The sequence below is a fragment of the Acinetobacter pragensis genome (assembly GCF_001605895.1).
Taxonomy (GTDB): Bacteria; Pseudomonadota; Gammaproteobacteria; order Pseudomonadales; family Moraxellaceae; genus Acinetobacter; species Acinetobacter pragensis.
The window spans coordinates 134,176-153,397 of the sequence record NZ_LUAW01000015.1 but is presented as its reverse complement, the minus strand read 5'-3'; the positions used below and the strand labels follow the sequence as shown (position 1 = coordinate 153,397).

The 19,222-nt window shown below is 43.8% G+C and carries 18 protein-coding genes; 12 read left to right on the top strand and 6 right to left on the bottom strand.

Annotation, left to right across the window (positions count from 1 at the left end; genetic code table 11):
- Positions 1-137 precede the first annotated feature (137 nt).
- From cyoA to alr, 10 genes are all read left to right on the top strand, one after another.
- Complete coding sequence (gene cyoA, locus AZH43_RS07025; RefSeq protein WP_067668090.1) at positions 138-1,217, top strand: ubiquinol oxidase subunit II; 1,080 nt, start codon at positions 138-140, stop codon at positions 1,215-1,217.
- A 3-nt stretch (positions 1,218-1,220) separates the two neighbouring features.
- On the top strand, positions 1,221-3,209 hold the full coding sequence (gene cyoB / locus AZH43_RS07020) for a cytochrome o ubiquinol oxidase subunit I (protein WP_067668087.1): 1,989 nt from the start codon (positions 1,221-1,223) through the stop codon (positions 3,207-3,209).
- A gap of 4 nt (positions 3,210-3,213) precedes the next feature.
- A complete protein-coding gene (gene cyoC / locus AZH43_RS07015; protein ID WP_067668084.1) occupies positions 3,214-3,834 on the top strand; it encodes a cytochrome o ubiquinol oxidase subunit III in 621 nt (206 codons plus the stop codon).
- Complete coding sequence (gene cyoD / locus AZH43_RS07010; protein WP_026253413.1) at positions 3,831-4,160, top strand: cytochrome o ubiquinol oxidase subunit IV; 330 nt, start codon at positions 3,831-3,833, stop codon at positions 4,158-4,160. The genes cyoC and cyoD overlap by 4 nt, the downstream gene beginning before the upstream one ends.
- Before the next feature lie 10 nt (positions 4,161-4,170).
- Complete coding sequence (gene cyoE, locus AZH43_RS07005; protein ID WP_067668082.1) at positions 4,171-5,049, top strand: heme o synthase; 879 nt, start codon at positions 4,171-4,173, stop codon at positions 5,047-5,049.
- A 724-nt stretch (positions 5,050-5,773) separates the two neighbouring features.
- Positions 5,774-6,160 carry a 30S ribosomal protein S6 gene (gene rpsF / locus AZH43_RS07000; RefSeq protein WP_067668080.1) on the top strand — a complete coding sequence of 129 codons (387 nt, stop codon included), beginning with the start codon at positions 5,774-5,776 and terminating at the stop codon, positions 6,158-6,160.
- A 12-nt stretch (positions 6,161-6,172) separates the two neighbouring features.
- Entirely contained in the window at positions 6,173-6,400 is a 228-nt protein-coding gene (gene rpsR, locus AZH43_RS06995) for a 30S ribosomal protein S18 (protein ID WP_004278792.1), read from the top strand.
- A 9-nt stretch (positions 6,401-6,409) separates the two neighbouring features.
- Positions 6,410-6,856: a 50S ribosomal protein L9 gene (gene rplI, locus AZH43_RS06990; RefSeq protein WP_067668078.1), complete on the top strand. Its 447-nt coding sequence runs from the start codon at positions 6,410-6,412 to the stop codon at positions 6,854-6,856.
- A gap of 246 nt (positions 6,857-7,102) precedes the next feature.
- Positions 7,103-8,533 carry a replicative DNA helicase gene (dnaB, locus tag AZH43_RS06985; RefSeq protein ID WP_067668076.1) on the top strand — a complete coding sequence of 477 codons (1,431 nt, stop codon included), beginning with the start codon at positions 7,103-7,105 and terminating at the stop codon, positions 8,531-8,533.
- A gap of 50 nt (positions 8,534-8,583) precedes the next feature.
- The gene (gene alr, locus AZH43_RS06980; RefSeq protein WP_067668072.1) at positions 8,584-9,657 is read left to right on the top strand and encodes an alanine racemase; all 1,074 of its coding nucleotides are present in this window, start codon (positions 8,584-8,586) and stop codon (positions 9,655-9,657) included.
- 69 nt (positions 9,658-9,726) lie between these two features.
- On the opposite strand, the gene AZH43_RS06975 is transcribed toward alr, so the two are convergent.
- The 4 genes from AZH43_RS06975 to AZH43_RS06960 form a co-directional block, all read right to left on the bottom strand.
- A complete protein-coding gene (locus AZH43_RS06975; protein ID WP_067668134.1) occupies positions 9,727-10,461 on the bottom strand; it encodes a proteasome-type protease in 735 nt (244 codons plus the stop codon).
- Between the two features lie 17 nt (positions 10,462-10,478).
- Complete coding sequence (locus tag AZH43_RS06970) at positions 10,479-11,258, bottom strand: transglutaminase family protein (protein ID WP_067668069.1); 780 nt, start codon at positions 11,256-11,258, stop codon at positions 10,479-10,481.
- On the bottom strand, positions 11,255-11,857 hold the full coding sequence (locus AZH43_RS06965; protein ID WP_067668066.1) for an alpha-E domain-containing protein: 603 nt from the start codon (positions 11,855-11,857) through the stop codon (positions 11,255-11,257). The genes AZH43_RS06970 and AZH43_RS06965 overlap by 4 nt, the downstream gene beginning before the upstream one ends.
- Before the next feature lie 82 nt (positions 11,858-11,939).
- Positions 11,940-13,502: a circularly permuted type 2 ATP-grasp protein gene (locus tag AZH43_RS06960; RefSeq protein ID WP_067668063.1), complete on the bottom strand. Its 1,563-nt coding sequence runs from the start codon at positions 13,500-13,502 to the stop codon at positions 11,940-11,942.
- Positions 13,503-13,739: 237 nt separating this feature from the next.
- Between AZH43_RS06960 and AZH43_RS06955 the strand changes: the two genes are divergently transcribed.
- Both AZH43_RS06955 and AZH43_RS06950 read left to right on the top strand, forming a co-directional pair.
- Entirely contained in the window at positions 13,740-14,741 is a 1,002-nt protein-coding gene (locus AZH43_RS06955; protein WP_067668060.1) for a helix-turn-helix transcriptional regulator, read from the top strand.
- Positions 14,742-15,306: 565 nt separating this feature from the next.
- Complete coding sequence (locus tag AZH43_RS06950) at positions 15,307-16,977, top strand: FMN-binding glutamate synthase family protein (RefSeq protein WP_067668057.1); 1,671 nt, start codon at positions 15,307-15,309, stop codon at positions 16,975-16,977.
- Positions 16,978-17,050: 73 nt separating this feature from the next.
- Here AZH43_RS06950 and AZH43_RS06945 read toward each other — a convergent pair whose 3' ends face one another.
- Positions 17,051-18,091, bottom strand: a complete 1,041-nt coding sequence (locus tag AZH43_RS06945) for an alpha/beta hydrolase (RefSeq protein ID WP_067668054.1) — start codon at positions 18,089-18,091, stop codon at positions 17,051-17,053.
- Positions 18,091-19,221 (bottom strand): YdcF family protein, encoded by a 1,131-nt coding sequence (locus AZH43_RS06940; RefSeq protein WP_067668131.1) that lies wholly within the window; start codon positions 19,219-19,221, stop codon positions 18,091-18,093. The genes AZH43_RS06945 and AZH43_RS06940 overlap by 1 nt, the downstream gene beginning before the upstream one ends.
- Between the last annotated feature and the right edge of the window lies 1 nt (position 19,222).

Below are 19,222 nucleotides of genomic sequence, written 5' to 3'. Positions count from 1 at the left end.
AATGCCCTACAACGTAGCGGTGTCTCATGATTGAGAAGGATTTTTCATGTCTAAAAGAAAAGTTCTTAATCATGCGACACTATAATCGCTATCCCATAATTTAATTAGGGAATGGGACTCTTCACCGAGGTTGTAAAATGAGACAAACAATTTTAGCTGTATTGTCTTTATCTGCGATGGCTGCACTCTTAACTGGGTGTGGCGGTGATATGGTACTTCTAAACTCAAAAGGTCCAGTCGCACAAGGTCAATCTGACCTCATGATGACTGCGATCTATTTAATGCTTCTAGTGGTGATTCCATCAGCACTTATGGCAGTTTGGTTTGGCTGGAAATATCGCGCATCGAATAAAGATGCAGACTATAAACCTACATGGGCACACTCTACTGCAATTGAAGTTGTAGTATGGGGCATCCCAGTAATTATTATTGGTATTTTAGCTTGGTTAACTTGGTGGGGTTCCCACAAGTATGACCCATACCGTCCTCTTGAGTCAGACAAGGCTCCTTTAACTGTACAAGTCATTGCTGAACAGTTTAAATGGATCTTCATCTACCCAGAGCAAGGCATTGCGACAGTTAATGAATTACGCTTCCCAGAGCAAACTCCGGTTAGCCTTCGTTTAACGTCTAACTTCACAATGAACTCATTCTTCATCCCTGCATTGTCTGGTCAGATTTATGCAATGGCAGGCATGCAGACTCACCTGAACTTCTTAGCAAACGAAACCAGCCCAGCTGAAGGCTACCGCGGTTTCTCTTCTAACTATTCAGGTTATGGCTTCTCACAAATGCGTTTCCGCGCTCACTCTGTGACAGAAGCTCAATTTGCTGAATGGGTAAATGCAGTTAAAGCTGGTAACGGTAATTCAATTAACCCTGAAGCAGTACAAAAAGCTGTTTTAGACCAAGCTGAATTTGCAACCTTACGTGACGGCAACCGTTCTAAGCATCAAATTGAAGCGATGCTTGCACATGCTGAAACTGAAAAGCAAAAAGCAGCAGCAGCTCTAGCTGAAGCAGAAGGTCCATATCCTACTAAGCCGCATCCTGTGACTTATTACTCTTCAGTAGAACCTAAATTGTTCGAATCCGTGATTAACAAATACATGAGCAACTACCATGGCGCTGATCATTCAGCTGCGGGTACACATGAAGCTGCGGCTTCTGAAGCTCATGCAAATGCAGATCATGCGACTGCTTCTGTAGGGGAATAAGACATGAGCTTATTAGGTAAGTTAGGTCCAGATTCAATTCCACACGATCCAATCGTGCTGGTTACTGTTGCGATGATGGTCCTAGGCGGTATCGCTGTTTTTGCAGGTATCACCTACTTCAAAAAATGGAACTACCTGTGGACTGAATGGTTCACATCTGTAGACCATAAAAAAATCGGTATCATGTATATCTTCGTATCTATTGTCATGCTGGTGCGTGGCTTTGCCGATGCGATCATGATGCGTCTTCAGCTGTTCCTTGCAAAAGGCGGCGGCGAAGGCTATTTACACCCTGAACACTATGACCAAATCTTCACTGCCCATGGCGTGATCATGATTTTCTTCGTAGCGATGGGTCTGGTTGTAGGCTTAATGAACGTTGCTGTACCGCTTCAAATCGGTGCGCGTGACGTAGCCTTCCCATTATTGAACTCTTTGAGCTTCTGGCTGTTTGCCGGCGCTGCAGGTTTGATGATGGCTTCTCTTGCAATTGGTGAATTCGCTGCGACTGGCTGGATGGCTTACCCTCCGCTGTCAGGCATTGAATATTCTCCAGGCGTAGGCGTGGACTACTATATTTGGGCGCTTCAGATTTCTGGCCTAGGTACACTTTTAACTGGTGTTAACTTCTTTGTTACCATCATTAAAATGCGTGCGCCTGGCATGAAACTTATGGACATGCCTATTTTCACTTGGACTGCGCTTTGTACTGCGGTACTGATTATTGCTGCATTCCCAGTGTTGACCGCTACTATTGCAATGCTTTCACTTGACCGTTACTTCGGTTTCCACTTCTTCACAAACGACATGGGCGGAAGTCCAATGCTGTATGTGAACTTGATTTGGACTTGGGGCCACCCAGAAGTATACATTCTTGTGTTGCCTGCGTTCGGTATCTACTCAGAAGTTACATCTACATTTGCACGCAAAACTTTGTTTGGCTACAAATCAATGGTGTACGCAACTATCGCAATCACTGTATTGTCATTCGTTGTATGGGTTCACCACTTCTTTACAATGGGTGCTGGCGCCAACGTTAACGCGTTCTTCGGCATCATGACCATGATCATTGCGATCCCTACTGGTGTGAAAATCTTCTCTTGGTTATTCACTATGTATAAGGGCCGCATCACCTTTACAACTCCAATGCTTTGGACACTTGGTTTCCTTGTGACTTTCGGTATTGGCGGTTTAACAGGCGTGTTGATGGCAGTTCCACCAGCGGACTTCTTGGTACATAACTCTTTATTCCTTATCGCTCACTTCCATAACGTAATTATCGGCGGTGTAGTGTTCGCAATGTTTGCGGGCATCATTTTCTACTGGCCTAAAATGTTTGGCTGGAAGCTCAATGAAGCTTGGGGTAAAGCAGCGTTCTGGTTCTGGTTCTTCGGTTTCTATTTTGCATTCATGCCGCTTTATATCCTTGGTTTCATGGGTATGACGCGCCGTCTGAATACATACGACAACCCTGAATGGGATCCGTACTTGGCAATCGCGTTCTTCGGTTCTGTCCTAGTTGCTATCGGTATCTTCTGTTTTGTTATGCAAATCGTTGTGGGCTTCCTTCAACGCAACAACAACATGGATCTTACTGGCGACCCTTGGGATGGCCGTGTACTTGAATGGTCTACTTCGTCTCCTGCTCCGTTCTACAACTTTGCTTATGTTCCTAAGATCAATGGTATTGATACTTTCTGGACTGACAAAGAAAACGGCATCGCATATGCGAAACCAACCAAGTATGAAGACATTCATATGCCAACAAACCGTGCTGCGGGCTTTGTAATTGCAATGTTTATTACAGTTATGGGCTTTGCTTTAATCTGGCACATTTGGTGGTTAGTGGCGATCACTTTCGTAAGCGCAATCATCAGCTTCATTGTTTCTTCTTTCACTAAGAAAGTAGATTACTATGTTCCTGCTGCTGAAGTTGAACGCATCGAAAATGAGCGCTATGCGATCCTTGAAAAACACTTGAAGAAGGATTAAGACGATGGCTGAAGTACTTCATCACGACAACCACGGACACGATGATCATCACCACCATGATGATACAGACATCACTGTCTTTGGTTTCTGGACTTACTTGATGAGTGACTTGATCCTATTCGGTACACTCTTCATCGCGTTCGCTGTATTAAGCAGCCACGTTCCGATGGGAACTCCAAGTGCAAAAGAATTGTTTGGCGAATCTTTAAGCTTCGTTTTGACTGAAACTTTTGCCCTGTTGATCTCTTCTGTAACGTTCGGCTTTGCTGTTCTAGCTGCATACAAGAAAAACACTAGCCAAGTATTAACTTGGCTGGCAATTACTTGGGTATTCGGTGCTGCCTTCATCGGCATGGAACTTTATGAGTTCAATCACCTTGTACACGAAGGTTATGGTCCAAGCACAAGCGCGTTCCTATCATCGTTCTTTACTCTTGTAGGTACGCATGGTATTCACGTAACTTCTGGTTTGGTCTGGATGCTTGTGTTGATGTTCCAAATCAAGAAAAATGGTTTGACACTTCCAAACACTCGCCGCCTTGCTTGCCTAAGCTTGTTCTGGCACTTCCTTGACATCGTTTGGATCTGTGTATTCAGCGTAGTTTACTTAATGGGAGTTCTATAATGAGTCATGATCATAACTCTGCTGGCGCAGCGCACGGCAACACAAAACAGTACACAATCGGTTTCATCCTGTCAGTTGTTTTAACCATTATCCCTTTCGGTATGGTTATGGCTGGCGGATTCGGCCGCGGTCTGTTAGTGACTGTGATCGCTATTACAGCTGTAGCTCAGATCCTTGTGCAGTTAATTTACTTCCTGCACATGAACTCTTCTTCAGAACAACGCTGGAACGTTATTGCATTCGTGTATACGATTCTAACCGTTGCTATTCTGCTTGTAGGTTCTGTTTGGATTATGAACTACCTGCACTACAACATGATGATCTAAACTGGTCATCATGCTGAAAAAGTATTTATTCCTGACAAAACCAGGAATTCTCTTTGGTAACTTCGTTACCACTCTGGGCGGCTTCTTTTTAGCCGCTCAGGGATCTGTAGATTTCCTCCTTCTTTTTCTCACTCTGCTCGGTACAACATTGGTTGTCGCTTCTGGCTGTGTCGTCAATAACGTCATTGATCAAGATATTGATCAAAAGATGGAACGGACGATGAACCGCGCATTGGTCAAAAAAACCATCAGCCCTTCTATTGCTTTGGCATTTTCAGCCATTCTTGGAATTTTAGGTTTTGCCCTGCTGTGGTTCTTTGTCAATGCCTATGCTTTTGGCTTCGCTGTACTTGGTTTTGTGGTTTATGTAATTTTTTATAGTCTTTGGAGCAAACGTACTTCTATTCACCAAACCGTGATTGGCAGTATTTCCGGCGCAAGCCCTCCAGTGATTGGCTACACTGCTGTTTCAAATGAATTTGACGTTGCCGCTTTGCTGATTTTTTTAGCATATGCACTTTGGCAAATGCCGCATTCATGGGGAATTGCTGTTTACCGTTTCAATGACTACAAAAATGCCGGCATTCCTATCTTGCCAGTGGCGCGCTCAATTTTCCGTACGAAAGTTGAAAGCTTGATTTATGTCCTGCTGTTCGCTGCTGTATTAAATGGTTTGTATTGTTTTGGCTATACCAATATGTTTTTCTTAATCACCTTTAACGCTTTATGCGCATATTGGGTGTATTTGTCTATTATTGGATTTAAAGCTGAAAATGATCAGGTTTGGGCGAAAAACTATTTCTTATATTCAGTCATTTTAATTACTGCATTGAGTTTCAGTTTCAGTTTCAGTTACGTCTCACCTGCACCGCATTTGCCGCTGTTTTAAAAAAGATAGAGTTCTCTCTATCTTTTTTTATTCCGCTCCCTAAATTACTTCTCTCATACACGTAGCTTAATATCACTGCACTGACAATGATAAAGATTCACAGACTAAAATTTCCTTGCTTGTTAAAAACTATCAGCTTCATCTGACTGCCCGCTAATATTCTGCCTCACTAACCCTCCCAATCACCCTATTACTCAATCCAATGCCTACGTACATAAAGCATTCAAATTGCTTTTTGACACCATAAAACTAAAGCCCCTTCTTTTAAGAAAACCCGAACAGCAGTCAGCTGTTAAATATCAATAAAACAAACTCAGTTTAGTCCATTGGGCAATGTTCAAAATGAATGCATTTTTTGACCACCTTTCAAAATAGCAGTGCTGTATTATTTAAGATGAACGGCAATCTTCAATGACAGGCCCTATCCACATAGAATCCCAATGATGAATCTGCTCTATAAAAACAATTACGCGCGGTAAGGAAAGTTGGATTCTCAACAGAATTTCAATAATGATTCAAATCGAAAAATGGTATCTGTTTATCTTCTTCCTTCATTTGCATCATCAATGCTTTAAAAAATGGGGGCTTTTTGAATGAATACCTTGTATTTCACGCCCAAACGCTCTAAAATTCACGCTTCGCAAATATTGCGGCATAGCCTCGGCTGTGACTCCTTGCCCTTAATAATTACGTTATGGGCTGTATAATCCGTAAGGAGCTGACAATGCGTCATTACGAAATCGTACTTTTAGTACACCCAGATCAAAGCGATCAAGTGGTCGGTATGGTAGAACGCTATATCTCTCACATCAAAGATGCTGAAGGTCAAATTCACCGTTTAGAAGATTGGGGCCGCCGTCAATTGGCTTACCCAATTAACAAAATTCATAAAGCGCACTACATTTTAATGAATGTTGAATGTGGTCAAACTACGCTTGATGAGCTTGAAGAATTGTTCCGTTACAACGATGCAATCATTCGCAGCCTTATCATCCGTCGTGAAAACGCTATCACTGAAGAGTCACTATTGGCTAAGAGTGCTGAAGAAAAACGTGCGCGTAAAGCTCAACGTGAAGAAGCACAACAAGCTAACGACTCTGCTGAAGCATAAGGAGAACATTACATGGCACGTTTCTACCGTCGTCGCAAGTTCTGCCGCTTTACAGCTGAGAACGTTACATATATCGACTACAAAGATATCGACACTTTAAAACAGTACATTACTGAAAACGGCAAAATTGTTCCTAGCCGTATTACAGGTACTAAAGCTCGTTACCAACGTCAATTAGCGCTTGCTATTAAACAAGCTCGCTACTTGTCTTTGATCCCTTACACTGACAATCATAAGTGAGGTTGAGCTGTGGATATTATCTTATTACAACGCATTAAAAACCTTGGTAAATTAGGCGATAAAGTTTCAGTTAAAGCTGGTTACGGCCGTAACTTCCTTATCCCTCAAGGTAAAGCAGTTGCTGCTACTGAAGCTAACACTTCTGCTTTTGAAGCTCGCCGCGCAGAACTTGAGAAGCAAGAAGCTGATATTTTAGCTGCTGCTCAAGCACGTGCTGACCAATTGAACGAAGTTAACATCGTAATCACTGCGAAAGCTGGTGACGAAGGTAAACTGTTCGGTTCAATCGGTACTCGTGATATCGCTGACGCGTTAACGAATGCTGGTCTTGTTGTAGACCGTGCAGAAGTTCGATTACCAAATGGTGCGCTTCGCAACACTGGTGAATTCAACATCGCAATCCAATTGCATCATGATGTTGCTGCTGAAGTTCTCGTTACTATCGTAGCTGAGTAATTTTCTGCAAAGAAAAGAGCATGCTTTTGCATGCTCTTTTTTTATCTTTAAAATTTGTATATTTTTTCATTTGAAGCTGTTGAGCTTTATGCTGCGTCTAATCATCTATTTCTGCTTGAGCGAAAATATCTATTCGCATTTGAACCGCAATAGCGGGTATCATTTGCCTTGCAATGATGGTTGAAATTACGTTTCTATACCCCATTTTCATTTAAGCATTGACTGTATTAAAAATCAGGGATTTATATGTCACAGGCGATTGCCAGCACAAAAGCAGAACCCAAAAACAGCGAATCCGGCCAACTGAAAGAATTCCGTACGCCGCCGCACAACCTAGCCATTGAACAAGCTGTTTTAGCCGCTTTAATGACCGTTGCTGAATCATTTGAGCAAGTGGGCGATGTACTGACAGAAAATGACTTCTATGCCACACGCCATAAATATATTTTCCGTGCAATTGATCAGCTTTCTAAAGAAAGCTCTCCTTATGATGCGGTTTTGGTACACGACTGGCTGACCAAGCAAAATCTGCTGGATGCCATTGGCGGTGAGGAATACCTCATGCAGCTGATGTCGGACTCCCCTTCAAGTTTCTATAATTTAGAAACCTATGCCAATAAAATTAAAGAATTTTCTACATTAAGAAGCATGATTAAAATCAGCTCGGAAATTCTGCAAAATGCCTATGACACAAAGGGCCGTACAGTCAGTGAAATTTTAGATCTTGCTGAAACCAATATTTTCTCTATTGCAGAACAGCACAACAATAACGCCAAAGCTCAAGGCCCCAAGCCAATTAACAGCGTTGTCGCTGATGTATTTGATAAATTAAATGAACTGTCTCAAATGGAAGGCAGTATTACTGGCTTAACCACAGGCTTTTTGGAGCTCGATAACAAAACCTCTGGAATGCAAGCTGGCGACCTGATTATTGTAGCTGCCCGCCCATCCATGGGTAAAACCACTTTTGCGATGAACTTGGTCGAAAGCGTGCTGTTTAACAACAATTTGCCTGCACTGGTTTACTCCATGGAAATGCCGGCTGACTCCATTGCCATGCGTTTGATCTCTTCTTTTGGACGGGTACACCAAGGGCATTTACGCGCCGGTAAAATGGATGCAGATGAATGGTCAAAAGTGACCAGCACCATTGTGCATTTGCAGGAAAAAAACCTCTATATTGACGATTCATCCGCCCTGCCGCCTACAGAATTACGTTCACGCGCGCGCCGGATTGCTAAAATGCATGGCGGGAAATTGGGCTGCATCATGGTCGATTATCTTCAGCTGATGAAAGTGCCTGGCATGGGCGATAACCGTGTTGGTGAAATTTCCGAAATTTCTCGAAGCTTAAAAGCCTTGGCGAAGGAAATGCAGTGCCCTGTGATTGCATTGTCTCAGCTTAACCGTGCACTGGAAAACCGTCCAAACAAACGACCGGTTATGTCGGATTTGCGTGAATCCGGCGCTATTGAGCAGGATGCCGATTTGATCATGTTTATTTACCGTGATGAGGTTTATAACAAAGAGTCAAAAGAAGCCGGTACTGCAGAAATTATTATCGGCAAACAGCGTAACGGCCCGATTGGTACCGTACGCCTGGCATTCGAAGGCCAGTACACCAAATTCAGCAACCTTTCACCAGAGTTTTATGCTCAATACGATGATGAAGAATAAGTCTTCTTTTTCACCGCTCTTTCTTTCATGACCCTGCAGGAGTAATTAGGGTGCGCCAAGCAACAGTTTATATTGACAGCAATGCGCTGCAATATAATTTAAACCGTGTCAAACAACTTGCCCCAACCGCTCAAATCGTAAGCATGGTGAAAGCCAATGCTTATGGACATGGAGTTAAAGACTGCTTAGCAGCCTTAGCCGATTCCGACGCCTTTGGTGTCGCCTGCCTTGAAGAAGCCCTTGAAATTCGCGCGTTGGGCTATCAGCAGCCCATCACCTTAATCGAAGGCATTTTTTCCAGTGATGAAATGCAAATCGCTGTCGACAATAAAATTGAAGTGATTGTGCACCAGCAGCAGCAGCTGGATTGGCTGCGTGCGCATAAAGATGCATATCTTGCGAATGACTTAAAAGTTTGGGTGAAGCTGAATAGCGGCATGAACCGTTTAGGCTTTAAAGTTCCTGAGATTATTGATGTAATTAACAGCTTAAAAGCTGAAGGCTTTAGCTGTGTGCTAGCCATGCATTTTGCCAATGCCGATGCTGACAATCATCCATTAAATGACCAGCAGCGTGTACAATTCCTGCAGGTTAAAGAAGCCTGTGCACCGGTTATGGGCTCTTGCTGCAATTCAGCCGCGATTTATAAATGGCCTGAACTGAATTTCGACTTTGTCCGTCCCGGCATTATGCTGTATGGCGCATCACCATTTGCCGATAAAACTGTTCATGATTTAGACTTAAAGCCAGTGATGACATTCACTGCTGAAATCATTGCCTTAAATTCCATTCAGGCAGGCGAATCTGTCGGTTACGGCTCAACCTTTGTAGCTGACAAAGCGATGGATCTCGCCATTGTGTCTACTGGCTATGGTGACGGTTACCCTCGCGCTTTCCCTAAGCAAAACTATGTAGTGGTCAATGGCCAGCCAACCCGCGTAATTGGCCGTGTAGCAATGGATATGATCGCAATTGATGCAACCGGACTAGACTTGAAATTGGGCACTGAGGTAGAACTTTGGGGCCAAAACCGGCTGGTCGATGATGTTGCTGAAGCGAATGGCACGATTGGCTATGAATTGCTTTGCCGCCTGAGTGCACGCCCTTCGCGTAAAACAAAATAATTCATGCGTTCCATAAAAGAAGCCCAATCATTGGGCTTTTTTTATGCTTAAAATTTTATCGCCAATCCATTATTCAAAATAATCAATTGTAGGAACCGGAAGCTCTTGCAAACCACGCTTCAGCAAGGCAGACCATTGCTTACTGATATTTGAAAAATAAGGATCTTCTTCATAAATCCGCTTTCCAATTGGCACTTGCAAACTGTCTTTATGATAAACCAATGCGTCCAACGGCAAGCCAACCGAGACATTGGAACGCAAAGTCGAGTCAAATGAAATCAAAGCGCAGCGCAAGGCTTCATCCATCGGCATATCATAATGAAGCGCCCGGTCTAAAATCGGTTTGCCGTATTTACTTTCACCAATTTGGAAGAAAGGTGTATCTGAGGTTGCCGCAATAAAATTTCCTTGCGGATATACATTATATAACTGCATATCAGCACCTTGAATTTGACCGCCAACCAGTAGACTGCAGTAATAATTGCTCTGTTCCACGGTATCCGACGTGACATCAGCAATCACTTTACGCAAGGTATGCCCAACCAATTCAGCAACCTCAAACATGGTATTTAAACTAAACAGATTCGGTTCCTGTTTAGTTTCCAATTGATTCTGCAAATGTCCGATGACCGCCTGTGTCGTAGCCAAATTGCCTGAAGTCTGAATCACAATCAAACGCTCCCCGTCTATCCCGAAGGTATACAGTTTGCGGAAAACGGAAATATGGTCTACTCCAGCATTGGTTCGGGTGTCACTGATAAACACCATTCCTTCTTTTAAGCGCAATGCACAGCAATAAGTCATTTCCAATCCTTTCATTTCTAACAGCCGAGTACCTGAACAATAGAGTTCATTGACTCAAGGCCTCCTTTTTCACGCACGCCGCGAACTGGCGCGACATCCCAGTAATCCCTTCCTACCGCGACATAAATATGCGAGTTAGGTGTAAAAAGCTGATTACTGACATCAAAACAATACCATGCATCTTCTAAAAATACTTCAGCCCAAGCATGACTTGCCAGATGCATCGTCTGAGGCACAAACAAGTAGCCAGAAACATAACGCGCAGGCAAGCCTAAATACTTGCACATAGCGATAAAAACATGGCTGTGGTCTTGGCAAACCCCTTGCCGGCAATTAAAGGCATCAATCGCTGAAGTGTGAACAGAGGTCTGATGCGGCGTATAAGGAATATAATCCAAAACGGCTTCTGCCAGCCGAATGAGCTGCTCATGGTCTGCCCGCGGCGCATAGGTCAGCGCAAACTGCTTCATTTCTTCGCTGCATACTGTACTTAAAGTCGGCTGCAAAAACAGATTTGGATTCAGCTGATCCATTGCGCCATAACGGCTTTTAGGATTCATCTCTACAACACCTTGCGCCATAATCGTCATTTGACTATAAGGCTCACGCTGAGAACTGGTCAGCCAAATATTGCTGAAGGCATCCTTTTTGGTTTCTTTTTCACCCGGAACGCTGACATCCCAATAATGCACCTGCTGATGAGAATTCGTCGATGGAATCATCTTGATATACTGAATGCTGTTTTGCACAGGCGCACTATAAGAATAGTGCGTTTGATGGTTCACCATTAATTTCATGCATCCGCCTCAAACAATGTTTGAATATGATCACTAAAATGATAAAACTGCATGCTGCAAGGCGCGGATTGCAATTCTTTTAATGCCTCAATCACGCCCTGCCAGCCCAGTGCGCTTAAAGCGGCGGCAATTTGCTCAAGCTGCGCCATGGTCTGCTGATTATCCTGATTCAAACGGAATTGGCGGTCTAAATTTTCTACACACTGCCCCAAACTGAAAAATAAAAATATTGCATCGGATTCCGCTTCAATCACATCCTGACAATCTGCGGCAACATCGCAAATATAGCCTGCATTTTCACTGGCATTGCGGATCAGTTTATTTAATTCTGCATAAGCGCGGGCAGACAGCACACCGCGCAAATCCATAATATTATCCTGCGCATACTGAAATTGTGAAATAAATGAAATTGGGTGCTGTGCATCAAGTGTCAGTTCATTCAGCGAACTGGCATCAAATGCAGGCAGGCAAAAGGCATGCGCATAATCACGGGCCTCATTATCATCCAAAAACGGATAAACACTGCACAGATACTGCGTGCGCATTAAATAGCGCCCTAACCAAAAAATATTTTCAGCATTGCTGTTTAATAAAATCATTACTGCTCCTTATGTGGAGTACTAAATTTATATGGAGTACAAATTTAAAGTACCCTTTTGAAGTACTCAGTCACTTGAAGTACTAGGAATGCAGATTGTCGACAATCCAAGTGTCCTTAATGCCGCCACCTTGAGAGGAGTTCACCACCAGCGAGCCGGGCTGCATAGCCACGCGCGTCAGCCCGCCTGGAACAATTTCAGTGCGGTATGGCGAACTCAGTACAAATGGACGCAAATCAATGTGGCGTTCTGCTGCGCCAAAATGAGTCAATGTCGGACAAACCGATAAATCCAAAGTCGGCTGTGCAATATAAAGGTGCGGCGCCGCCAGTACTTTTTGCTTAAATAACGCAATCTGCTGCGGTGACGCTTGCGGGCCAATCAGCATGCCGTAACCGCCTGAACCCTGTGCCTCTTTCACTACGAGCTGATCCAAATGGGCAATGACATAGTCAAGATCTTGCTGCTCGCGGCATTGATAGGTCGGAACATTCTTTAAAATAGGCTGCTCACCCAAATAAAAGCGGATCATCTTATCTACATAAGGGTAGATAGATTTGTCATCCGCGACACCTGTTCCCGGTGCATTGGCCAGCACAACATTACGGTTTAAATACGCTGACATTAACCCAGCAACGCCTAAGGTGCTGTCTGGCTTAAAGCACAGCGGGTCTAAAAAGGCATCATCTACCCGCCTATAAATTACATCAACCTGCTGCCGTCCTTTGATCGTTTTCACATAAACTTTATCGTTTTCTACAAAAAGGTCACGTGATGTCACCAAGGGCACATCCATCTCCCTTGCTAAAAAAGCGTGTTCATAATATGCACTGTTGTAGCGGCCGGGTGTTAAAACCACAATAAAGGGATGATCACAGTACGCATTTTCAGCCAGCATTTCTTTTAATAATTGAGGGTACTGCTCAATGCCTAAAATATTGCTCTGCCTGCATAAATCCGGCATTAATTTTTGGCTGATTTTGCGGCTTTCCAGCATGTAGGAAACCCCGGACGGCGTTCTTAAATTATCCTCCAGCACATAAAACTCGCCTTTGTTGTCACGAATAATATCAATTCCGCTGATTTGACTGTAAATTTTGCCTTTTAAGGAGTGCTGATACATGTGCGGCTGATAGGCTTCATGGGTCAAGACTTGCAGCTCTGGCACAATGCCTGACTTTAAAATATTTTGCTGATGATAGATATCATGTAAGAACAGATTTAAAGCCTGAACGCGCTGAGCGCTGCCCGAAGCAATGGTGTTCCATTGTTTCTTGGCGATAATACGGGGAATCAAATCATAAGGGATCGTGCGTGCAGTGCCCTGTTCATCTCCGTAAACCGTAAAGGTGATCCCCTCGTATAAAAAATGCTCTTTTGCCCGCTGATTCAATGCATTTAATTCATCAATATTATATTGAGACAGCCACTGCTCTATTCGGCCGCAGGCATCGCCTGAAATCGCCTGATCATCTCGCATCTCATTAAAAAAATTTGATTTTAAGTGTTCAAACAGCGCATAGGATTTCGCCAGCGCCGGCTCTTTCATTAATGCCGCATCCGCACCTGCAGTGCTTGCCGCCACATCGCCTGCATAGCTGTCCAATGCAGGGCTGGAAGTTGTATCTTGATTTTCTTTCAGCATACAAACCTCGTTCATTGTTATCTATTGTAATCAAAACAAAGCAAATAGCATGCCATTCAACGCAATCAGCTATTTTCTTATTTACTCACCAAAACAATCTGTACTTCAAGTGCATTGCTGTACCAACATGTTTCAAAATATAGATGCAAAATTCGGTGAAACACTTGCGCTTGATTTATAGATTTCATATTGTGTATATCGATTATTTTTTAAATTACCCAAGCACTTTCATTGATTATGTCCTCACAAGAAAAAGAAACATCGAATAGCCTCTACCGGCAGTGGCAAATTCTTTCACGGCTCTCCGCTGGCAAGTGGATGGGTACGCGTGAGCTGCAGGAAATTTTAATTCGTGAGGGCATCGACATCAGCCTGCGCACCATTCAGCGTGATTTGAATCAAATCTCGCAGCGCTTTCCGATTGAAAGCAGTAAAACATCCCCTCAAGGCTGGCGCTGGCGTTCTGATGCTCCTATTCAAAGCTTGCCGCATATGACCAGCTCGCAGGCCGTCACGTTCATGATGGTGGAAGAGCATCTGAAACATTTGCTGCCGCCCAGCCTGATTGAAGAAATGAATCCTTGGTTTGATTTAGCCAGACACAGCCTTTCAACCCAAAATAATGTACGCCAATGGATTAACCGTGTACGCATTGTTCCGGCTACACAGCCCTTAATTCCGCCATTGGTTGAGAAACCTGCTCAGCAAGCGATTTACGAAGGCTTGCTGCAGGACAAGCAATTAGAATGCATTTATCAAGGCCGCGGCCCAGCAAGCGAAGAAAAAACCTATATTTTGAACCCGCTAGCACTGGTGCAAAAGGGCGCAATCATTTATCTGGTCTGCACGCGCCATGATAAAACCGATATTCAGACCTTTGCCCTGCACCGCTTTAAATTTGCCTCTGTGCTTAATTCCCGTGCACTGCATCCAGTCAATTTTGATATTGATGCCTATATTGAATCAGGCGCGCTCGGCTTCCGTGTTGACTTCAGCAAGCCAACTGAGAATGTCCATCTCAAACTGCTCATGAAAGATCAGGAAGCTTACTATTTTGAGGAAACACAACTCAGCAAAGACCAAACCATTGAAAAACTGGAAGACGGTTTCAGCCTCGTATCCGCAGATGTACCTTATACTTCGCAGCTGGTCTGGTGGCTCCGCAGCTTTGGCAAGCGCATTGTTAAGATTGAACCTGCCGAAGTTTCCAATGCTGTCAATCAAATAGAGCCTGCATAAAGACAGGCTATATTCAGCCAAATGCCTACAGCAAATTTTGAGATGCATCCATCTATAAAAATCATGCGCTTTAAAACTAAGCATGAATTGCAAAAAGAAAAGTCCCAACAATACGGGACTATAATTTTTTAGAATATTTTTGTGATTTTTTTGCTAGGTGCCCTGTAATATGCAGCATGCAATGCCTGTGCCCGCACTAAATGCTGCATGCCTATCTCAGCCGCCATACTCAGCGCATACATCGGCAAGCCAATTCTGCATGATTATAGCGTATGGATTTTTTAGTCATCATTTAACCCTCTTGCTGTGAATGTCCTTTTAATTTAGGACTTTTCTTTCGAGATGTGAAATCATAAGATTTGCATTCTATATCTCTTATTATTTTTAGCTGATTCTCTCATTTACTTATACAGGTTGAACACAAAATTGGCCGAATCTGCCCTTATTAACAGCCTCAATACTTTGAGAATTGCTGCAATGCGTTAACAAGTGAATGCTTCTGCTTCATTTTTTATCTTGACACATTTATAGTCTGATCATCAGCATTCAGGAAGAACACAGCATAATGCCAGATAACTCACAAGCCATACGCCATAAATTGCTGAATACTTTTTTTTCACGCCATTCTATTTGGTTTGCCTGCATATTTATTGCCTTGCTCATTACCCTTTTTCATATTGGCTATGAACCGCGCTACATTCATTATTTCATCCCTGAAACATTGCTGAACAGCATTTGGCTGATTACGGCACTGCTCAGCCTTTTGGGTTTATATGATTTACTGCAAAACAAACATTCCATCTTAAAAAACTATCCGATCATGGGGCATTTCCGCTTTATCTTTGAAGAATTCCGCCCTGAAATCCGTCAATATTTCATAGAATCCGATCAGGATGCCCTGCCATTTTCACGTATGCAGCGCAGTCTGGTTTATCAGCGTGCAAAGAATGAAAATGCAGATAAGCCTTTTGGTTCTATTATTGATGTGTATCAGGAAGATTACCGCTTCATGACCCATTCAATTACCCCTTGCCCGCCTGCAAATACGGACACATTCCGCATCACCATTGGGAACGCTCAATGCAGTCAGCCATACAGCGCATCTATTTTCAATATTTCCGCAATGAGTTTTGGCAGTTTAAGCGCCAATGCAATCCGCGCTTTAAACAAAGGCGCCAAACTGGGAAATTTTTATCATGATACCGGCGAAGGCAGCATCAGCCCATACCATTTAGAACATGGCGGAGATATTGTTTGGGAATTGGGCAGCGGCTATTTCGGCTGCCGCACCCTCGATGGCCAATTTGACCCTGTACGTTTCGCTGAACAAGCAAAACTGCCGCAGGTTAAAATGATTGAAATTAAAATGTCGCAAGGTGCAAAACCGGGCCATGGCGGCATTTTGCCTAAAAATAAGATTTCTGCAGAAATAGCACAGATCCGCGGTGTCAGCCGTGAACATGACTGTATTTCACCTTCCAGCCATTCCGCTTTCAGCAATCCGATTGAAATGATGCATTTCATTCAGCAGCTGCGCGAACTGTCCTTAGGAAAACCTGTCGGGTTTAAACTTTGCATCGGTCAGCCTTGGCAATTTATGAGCATTGTAAAAGCCATGCTTATCACCAAAATTGTACCTGATTTTATTGTGGTTGACGGATCTGAAGGCGGCACTGGCGCAGCACCCATTGAATTGATCAATCATGTCGGCACACCGTTGCGTGAAGGTCTGCTGTTTGTACACAACACCCTAGTTGGAGCAGGCTTGCGCGACCAGATAAAAGTCGGCGCCAGCGGCAAGATCATCAGCGCTTTTGATATTGCCAGCACCATGGCAATTGGTGCAGACTGGGTAAACTCTGCGCGCGGCTTTATGTTCGCTGTCGGCTGCATTCAAGCGCAGAGCTGCCATACCAATCAATGCCCTGTCGGTGTCGCCACGCAAGATAAAGACCGGCAAAAAGCAATTGATATCCCGTCAAAGTCAATGCGCGTATTCAACTTCCACCGCAATACCATGCACGGTTTGTCTGAGCTCATCGCCTCTGCTGGCTTACTGCACCCTGCCGACATTAAAGCGCATCATTTGGCGCAGCGGATCAATGACCGCGAGATCAAAAACTATGCTCAGCTGCATTTTTGGCTGAATCCCGGTGAACTGCTGCATTGCGAAAATAAAGATGAAGAAAACTTTTATTTCCGCATGTGGAATTTAGCCTCTGCCGATAAATTTTAATCCAGCAATAAAAAAGCAGCCAATAGGCTGCTTTTTTATTGAAAGTCATTTCATTTCTTGAATCGGCAGACCATCAATAATAGCCTTTCCCGCTCTGTGCATGCAGAAACGCTGGAATTAGTCCCGTCAATGCCGCTCGGATGTCTGCCCGCTCATTAATCAGCTGATGAGAGCCTTCTTCAAGCATCAATAAGGTCTGCAGGCGAAATTTCCTGCGGATAAATTCAATATTATAACGCCAGTCTACAGTCTGGTCTTGCGCTCCTTGCGCCAGCCACACAGGTATACGGCAAGCTGGCCGTTCTTCCATTTCCTGCATCCACTTAGACATGGCCAAAATCCAGTCCATCCCCATCATTCTCGGCTGCAGCGGATCTTTTAAACGCACAAAGCGTAAAAACTCCGGATTATGATTATTGCGTCTAAAATGCCGCGGCACTTCACGCTTGATTCTACGGATGATGCCCAAGCCAACAGAATTATGCCACCATGCCGACTTGGCTGGACGGATTAATGGTGAGAGCAATAGTACGCGATTCACATATGGATTTTCACGGCGTTCTGCAAACTCCAGCAAATGATGCAGCCAAATAGCCCCGCCTGTACTTTGGCCAATGCCCAGCCAAGGCTGAGGCAGCTGATCTGCAAGATGTACATATTGATAAACTGCATGCAGCACTTGCTGATAATGATCAAAATTTTGAATACTGGCAGGCGAACCATTGCTCAGGCCATGCCCCGGCAAATCATAGGTCAGGACACTGAAGCCCTGCTCTAAAATTTCACGGATAATCGGCTGATAGATACCGCTATGCTCTAAATAGCCATGCAGTAAAAATACAGTGCCCCTTACTTTATCTTGAGGGGAATTCAATTTAGGTTGAAAAATCTGCACATGCAGTTTGAACAATGGCATTTCGATATAGCCTTGCCAATGCTCGCAGTTCAAGCTGTCCAAAGCATACAGCCGCCGGTAAGACTGAATTTCCAGAGACGGCGCATAAGGCTGATTAAGATTCAGCTGCTCTAACAGCAAAGGCGTGGTTTCCCGGCTAGGAACAGGAAGATCCAGCTGTTTTAAAATTGTCGGATTCAAAAAAGGAATATCAGCCATTAAGGCACCTCTCGGCATTCAGTGCCAAACCACATATCACGCATGGTTGCCAGCATTTCATAATTCGCGCGGCGGCTATGGTCATAATTTTTTTCACTTGGCTGCCAGCTTGTCATTACAGACGGCATTGGCGCTTCTATAGGAATAGTCTCAATACCATTCAAAGCAAACAGACGGCGCGTACGCGGCATATGGTAACGGTCAGTAATTAAAATAACTGTTGGCGCACCGCCTTTTTTCTGCAAAAGCAATGAACTGAACCGCGTGTTTTCACATGTGTTCATGCTTCGGTCTTCCAATAATTTTGCATCCACATTATGCTGCTTTAACCAGCTCTGCATATACGGCGCTTCTACCCCGCTCAGCACAATAGGCAGCTGGTATTGCTTTTCTACCGCCAGCGTGGTTTCCAAACGCAACCGCGTATAATTATTTACAATAATGTCTTTGCCATTTTTATCTAAAGTTAAACCGCCGCCCAGCACAATAATGGCATAAGGTTCTGATTTAGTATCTTTTTTCTGCTTATTTTGATCCTGTATTAAAGCAATGTCTTTAAAAATTTGCTCATCAACCGGTTCTGATGCCGCCTGTTCAATCTTATGGGTTTTGAGAAAATCTATATATTGCGCCATCAGTTCTTTATTTTCAGAACTGTTCAGCTCCAAAAGATCTTTCACTTTTTGCGCTGGATTCGGCGCATCTTCCATGCTGGCTTCAGAGGCCGCAGGGCCCGCCAGCAAAGGCACAGCTGGAATCTCTTTTTCATCCGCTTCCCTTTGCTGATCTTCTTCAATGATCTTCTGAAGCTCTTTGTAGCGCGCTTGAATCAAAGTCAGATTTTGAGAGTTATCTGACTGAATTGCCTCTTCCATTACTTTTAAATACGCTTGACGTGCAATCCACATATCAGAACCCGGTTCATAACTGTCCTGATCGCTCAGCGACGCCTGTTTCTGACTTTTGGCAGCCACTTCATTCACCTCTACAGGAACAAAATAGTTCAGCCCTTTGACAATCAGCTGCGAATAAAACGGCGTATAGATAAAAACCATCAGACAGGCCAATAGCGCAAACAGCACAGCGGCTATTTGCACCAATCGAACCATCCAATACGTTTTTTTCTTCATG

Bases quoted from the DNA above. Each gene is read 5' to 3' on its own strand.
- AZH43_RS06955 (WP_067668060.1), top strand. From the start codon at position 13,740: ATGTCCTCACAAGAAAAAGAAACATCGAATAGCCTCTACCGGCAGTGG.
- AZH43_RS06960 (WP_067668063.1), bottom strand. From the start codon at position 13,502: ATGCTGAAAGAAAATCAAGATACAACTTCCAGCCCTGCATTGGACAGC.
- AZH43_RS06970 (WP_067668069.1), bottom strand. From the start codon at position 11,258: ATGAAATTAATGGTGAACCATCAAACGCACTATTCTTATAGTGCGCCT.
- AZH43_RS06975 (WP_067668134.1), bottom strand. From the start codon at position 10,461: ATGACTTATTGCTGTGCATTGCGCTTAAAAGAAGGAATGGTGTTTATC.
- dnaB (WP_067668076.1), top strand. From the start codon at position 7,103: ATGTCACAGGCGATTGCCAGCACAAAAGCAGAACCCAAAAACAGCGAA.
- AZH43_RS06945 (WP_067668054.1), bottom strand. From the start codon at position 18,091: ATGGCTGATATTCCTTTTTTGAATCCGACAATTTTAAAACAGCTGGAT.
- rpsF (WP_067668080.1), top strand. From the start codon at position 5,774: ATGCGTCATTACGAAATCGTACTTTTAGTACACCCAGATCAAAGCGAT.
- cyoB (WP_067668087.1), top strand. From the start codon at position 1,221: ATGAGCTTATTAGGTAAGTTAGGTCCAGATTCAATTCCACACGATCCA.
- cyoC (WP_067668084.1), top strand. From the start codon at position 3,214: ATGGCTGAAGTACTTCATCACGACAACCACGGACACGATGATCATCAC.
- cyoA (WP_067668090.1), top strand. From the start codon at position 138: ATGAGACAAACAATTTTAGCTGTATTGTCTTTATCTGCGATGGCTGCA.
- cyoE (WP_067668082.1), top strand. From the start codon at position 4,171: ATGCTGAAAAAGTATTTATTCCTGACAAAACCAGGAATTCTCTTTGGT.
- rpsR (WP_004278792.1), top strand. From the start codon at position 6,173: ATGGCACGTTTCTACCGTCGTCGCAAGTTCTGCCGCTTTACAGCTGAG.
- AZH43_RS06950 (WP_067668057.1), top strand. From the start codon at position 15,307: ATGCCAGATAACTCACAAGCCATACGCCATAAATTGCTGAATACTTTT.
- AZH43_RS06965 (WP_067668066.1), bottom strand. From the start codon at position 11,857: ATGATTTTATTAAACAGCAATGCTGAAAATATTTTTTGGTTAGGGCGC.
- AZH43_RS06940 (WP_067668131.1), bottom strand. From the start codon at position 19,221: ATGAAGAAAAAAACGTATTGGATGGTTCGATTGGTGCAAATAGCCGCT.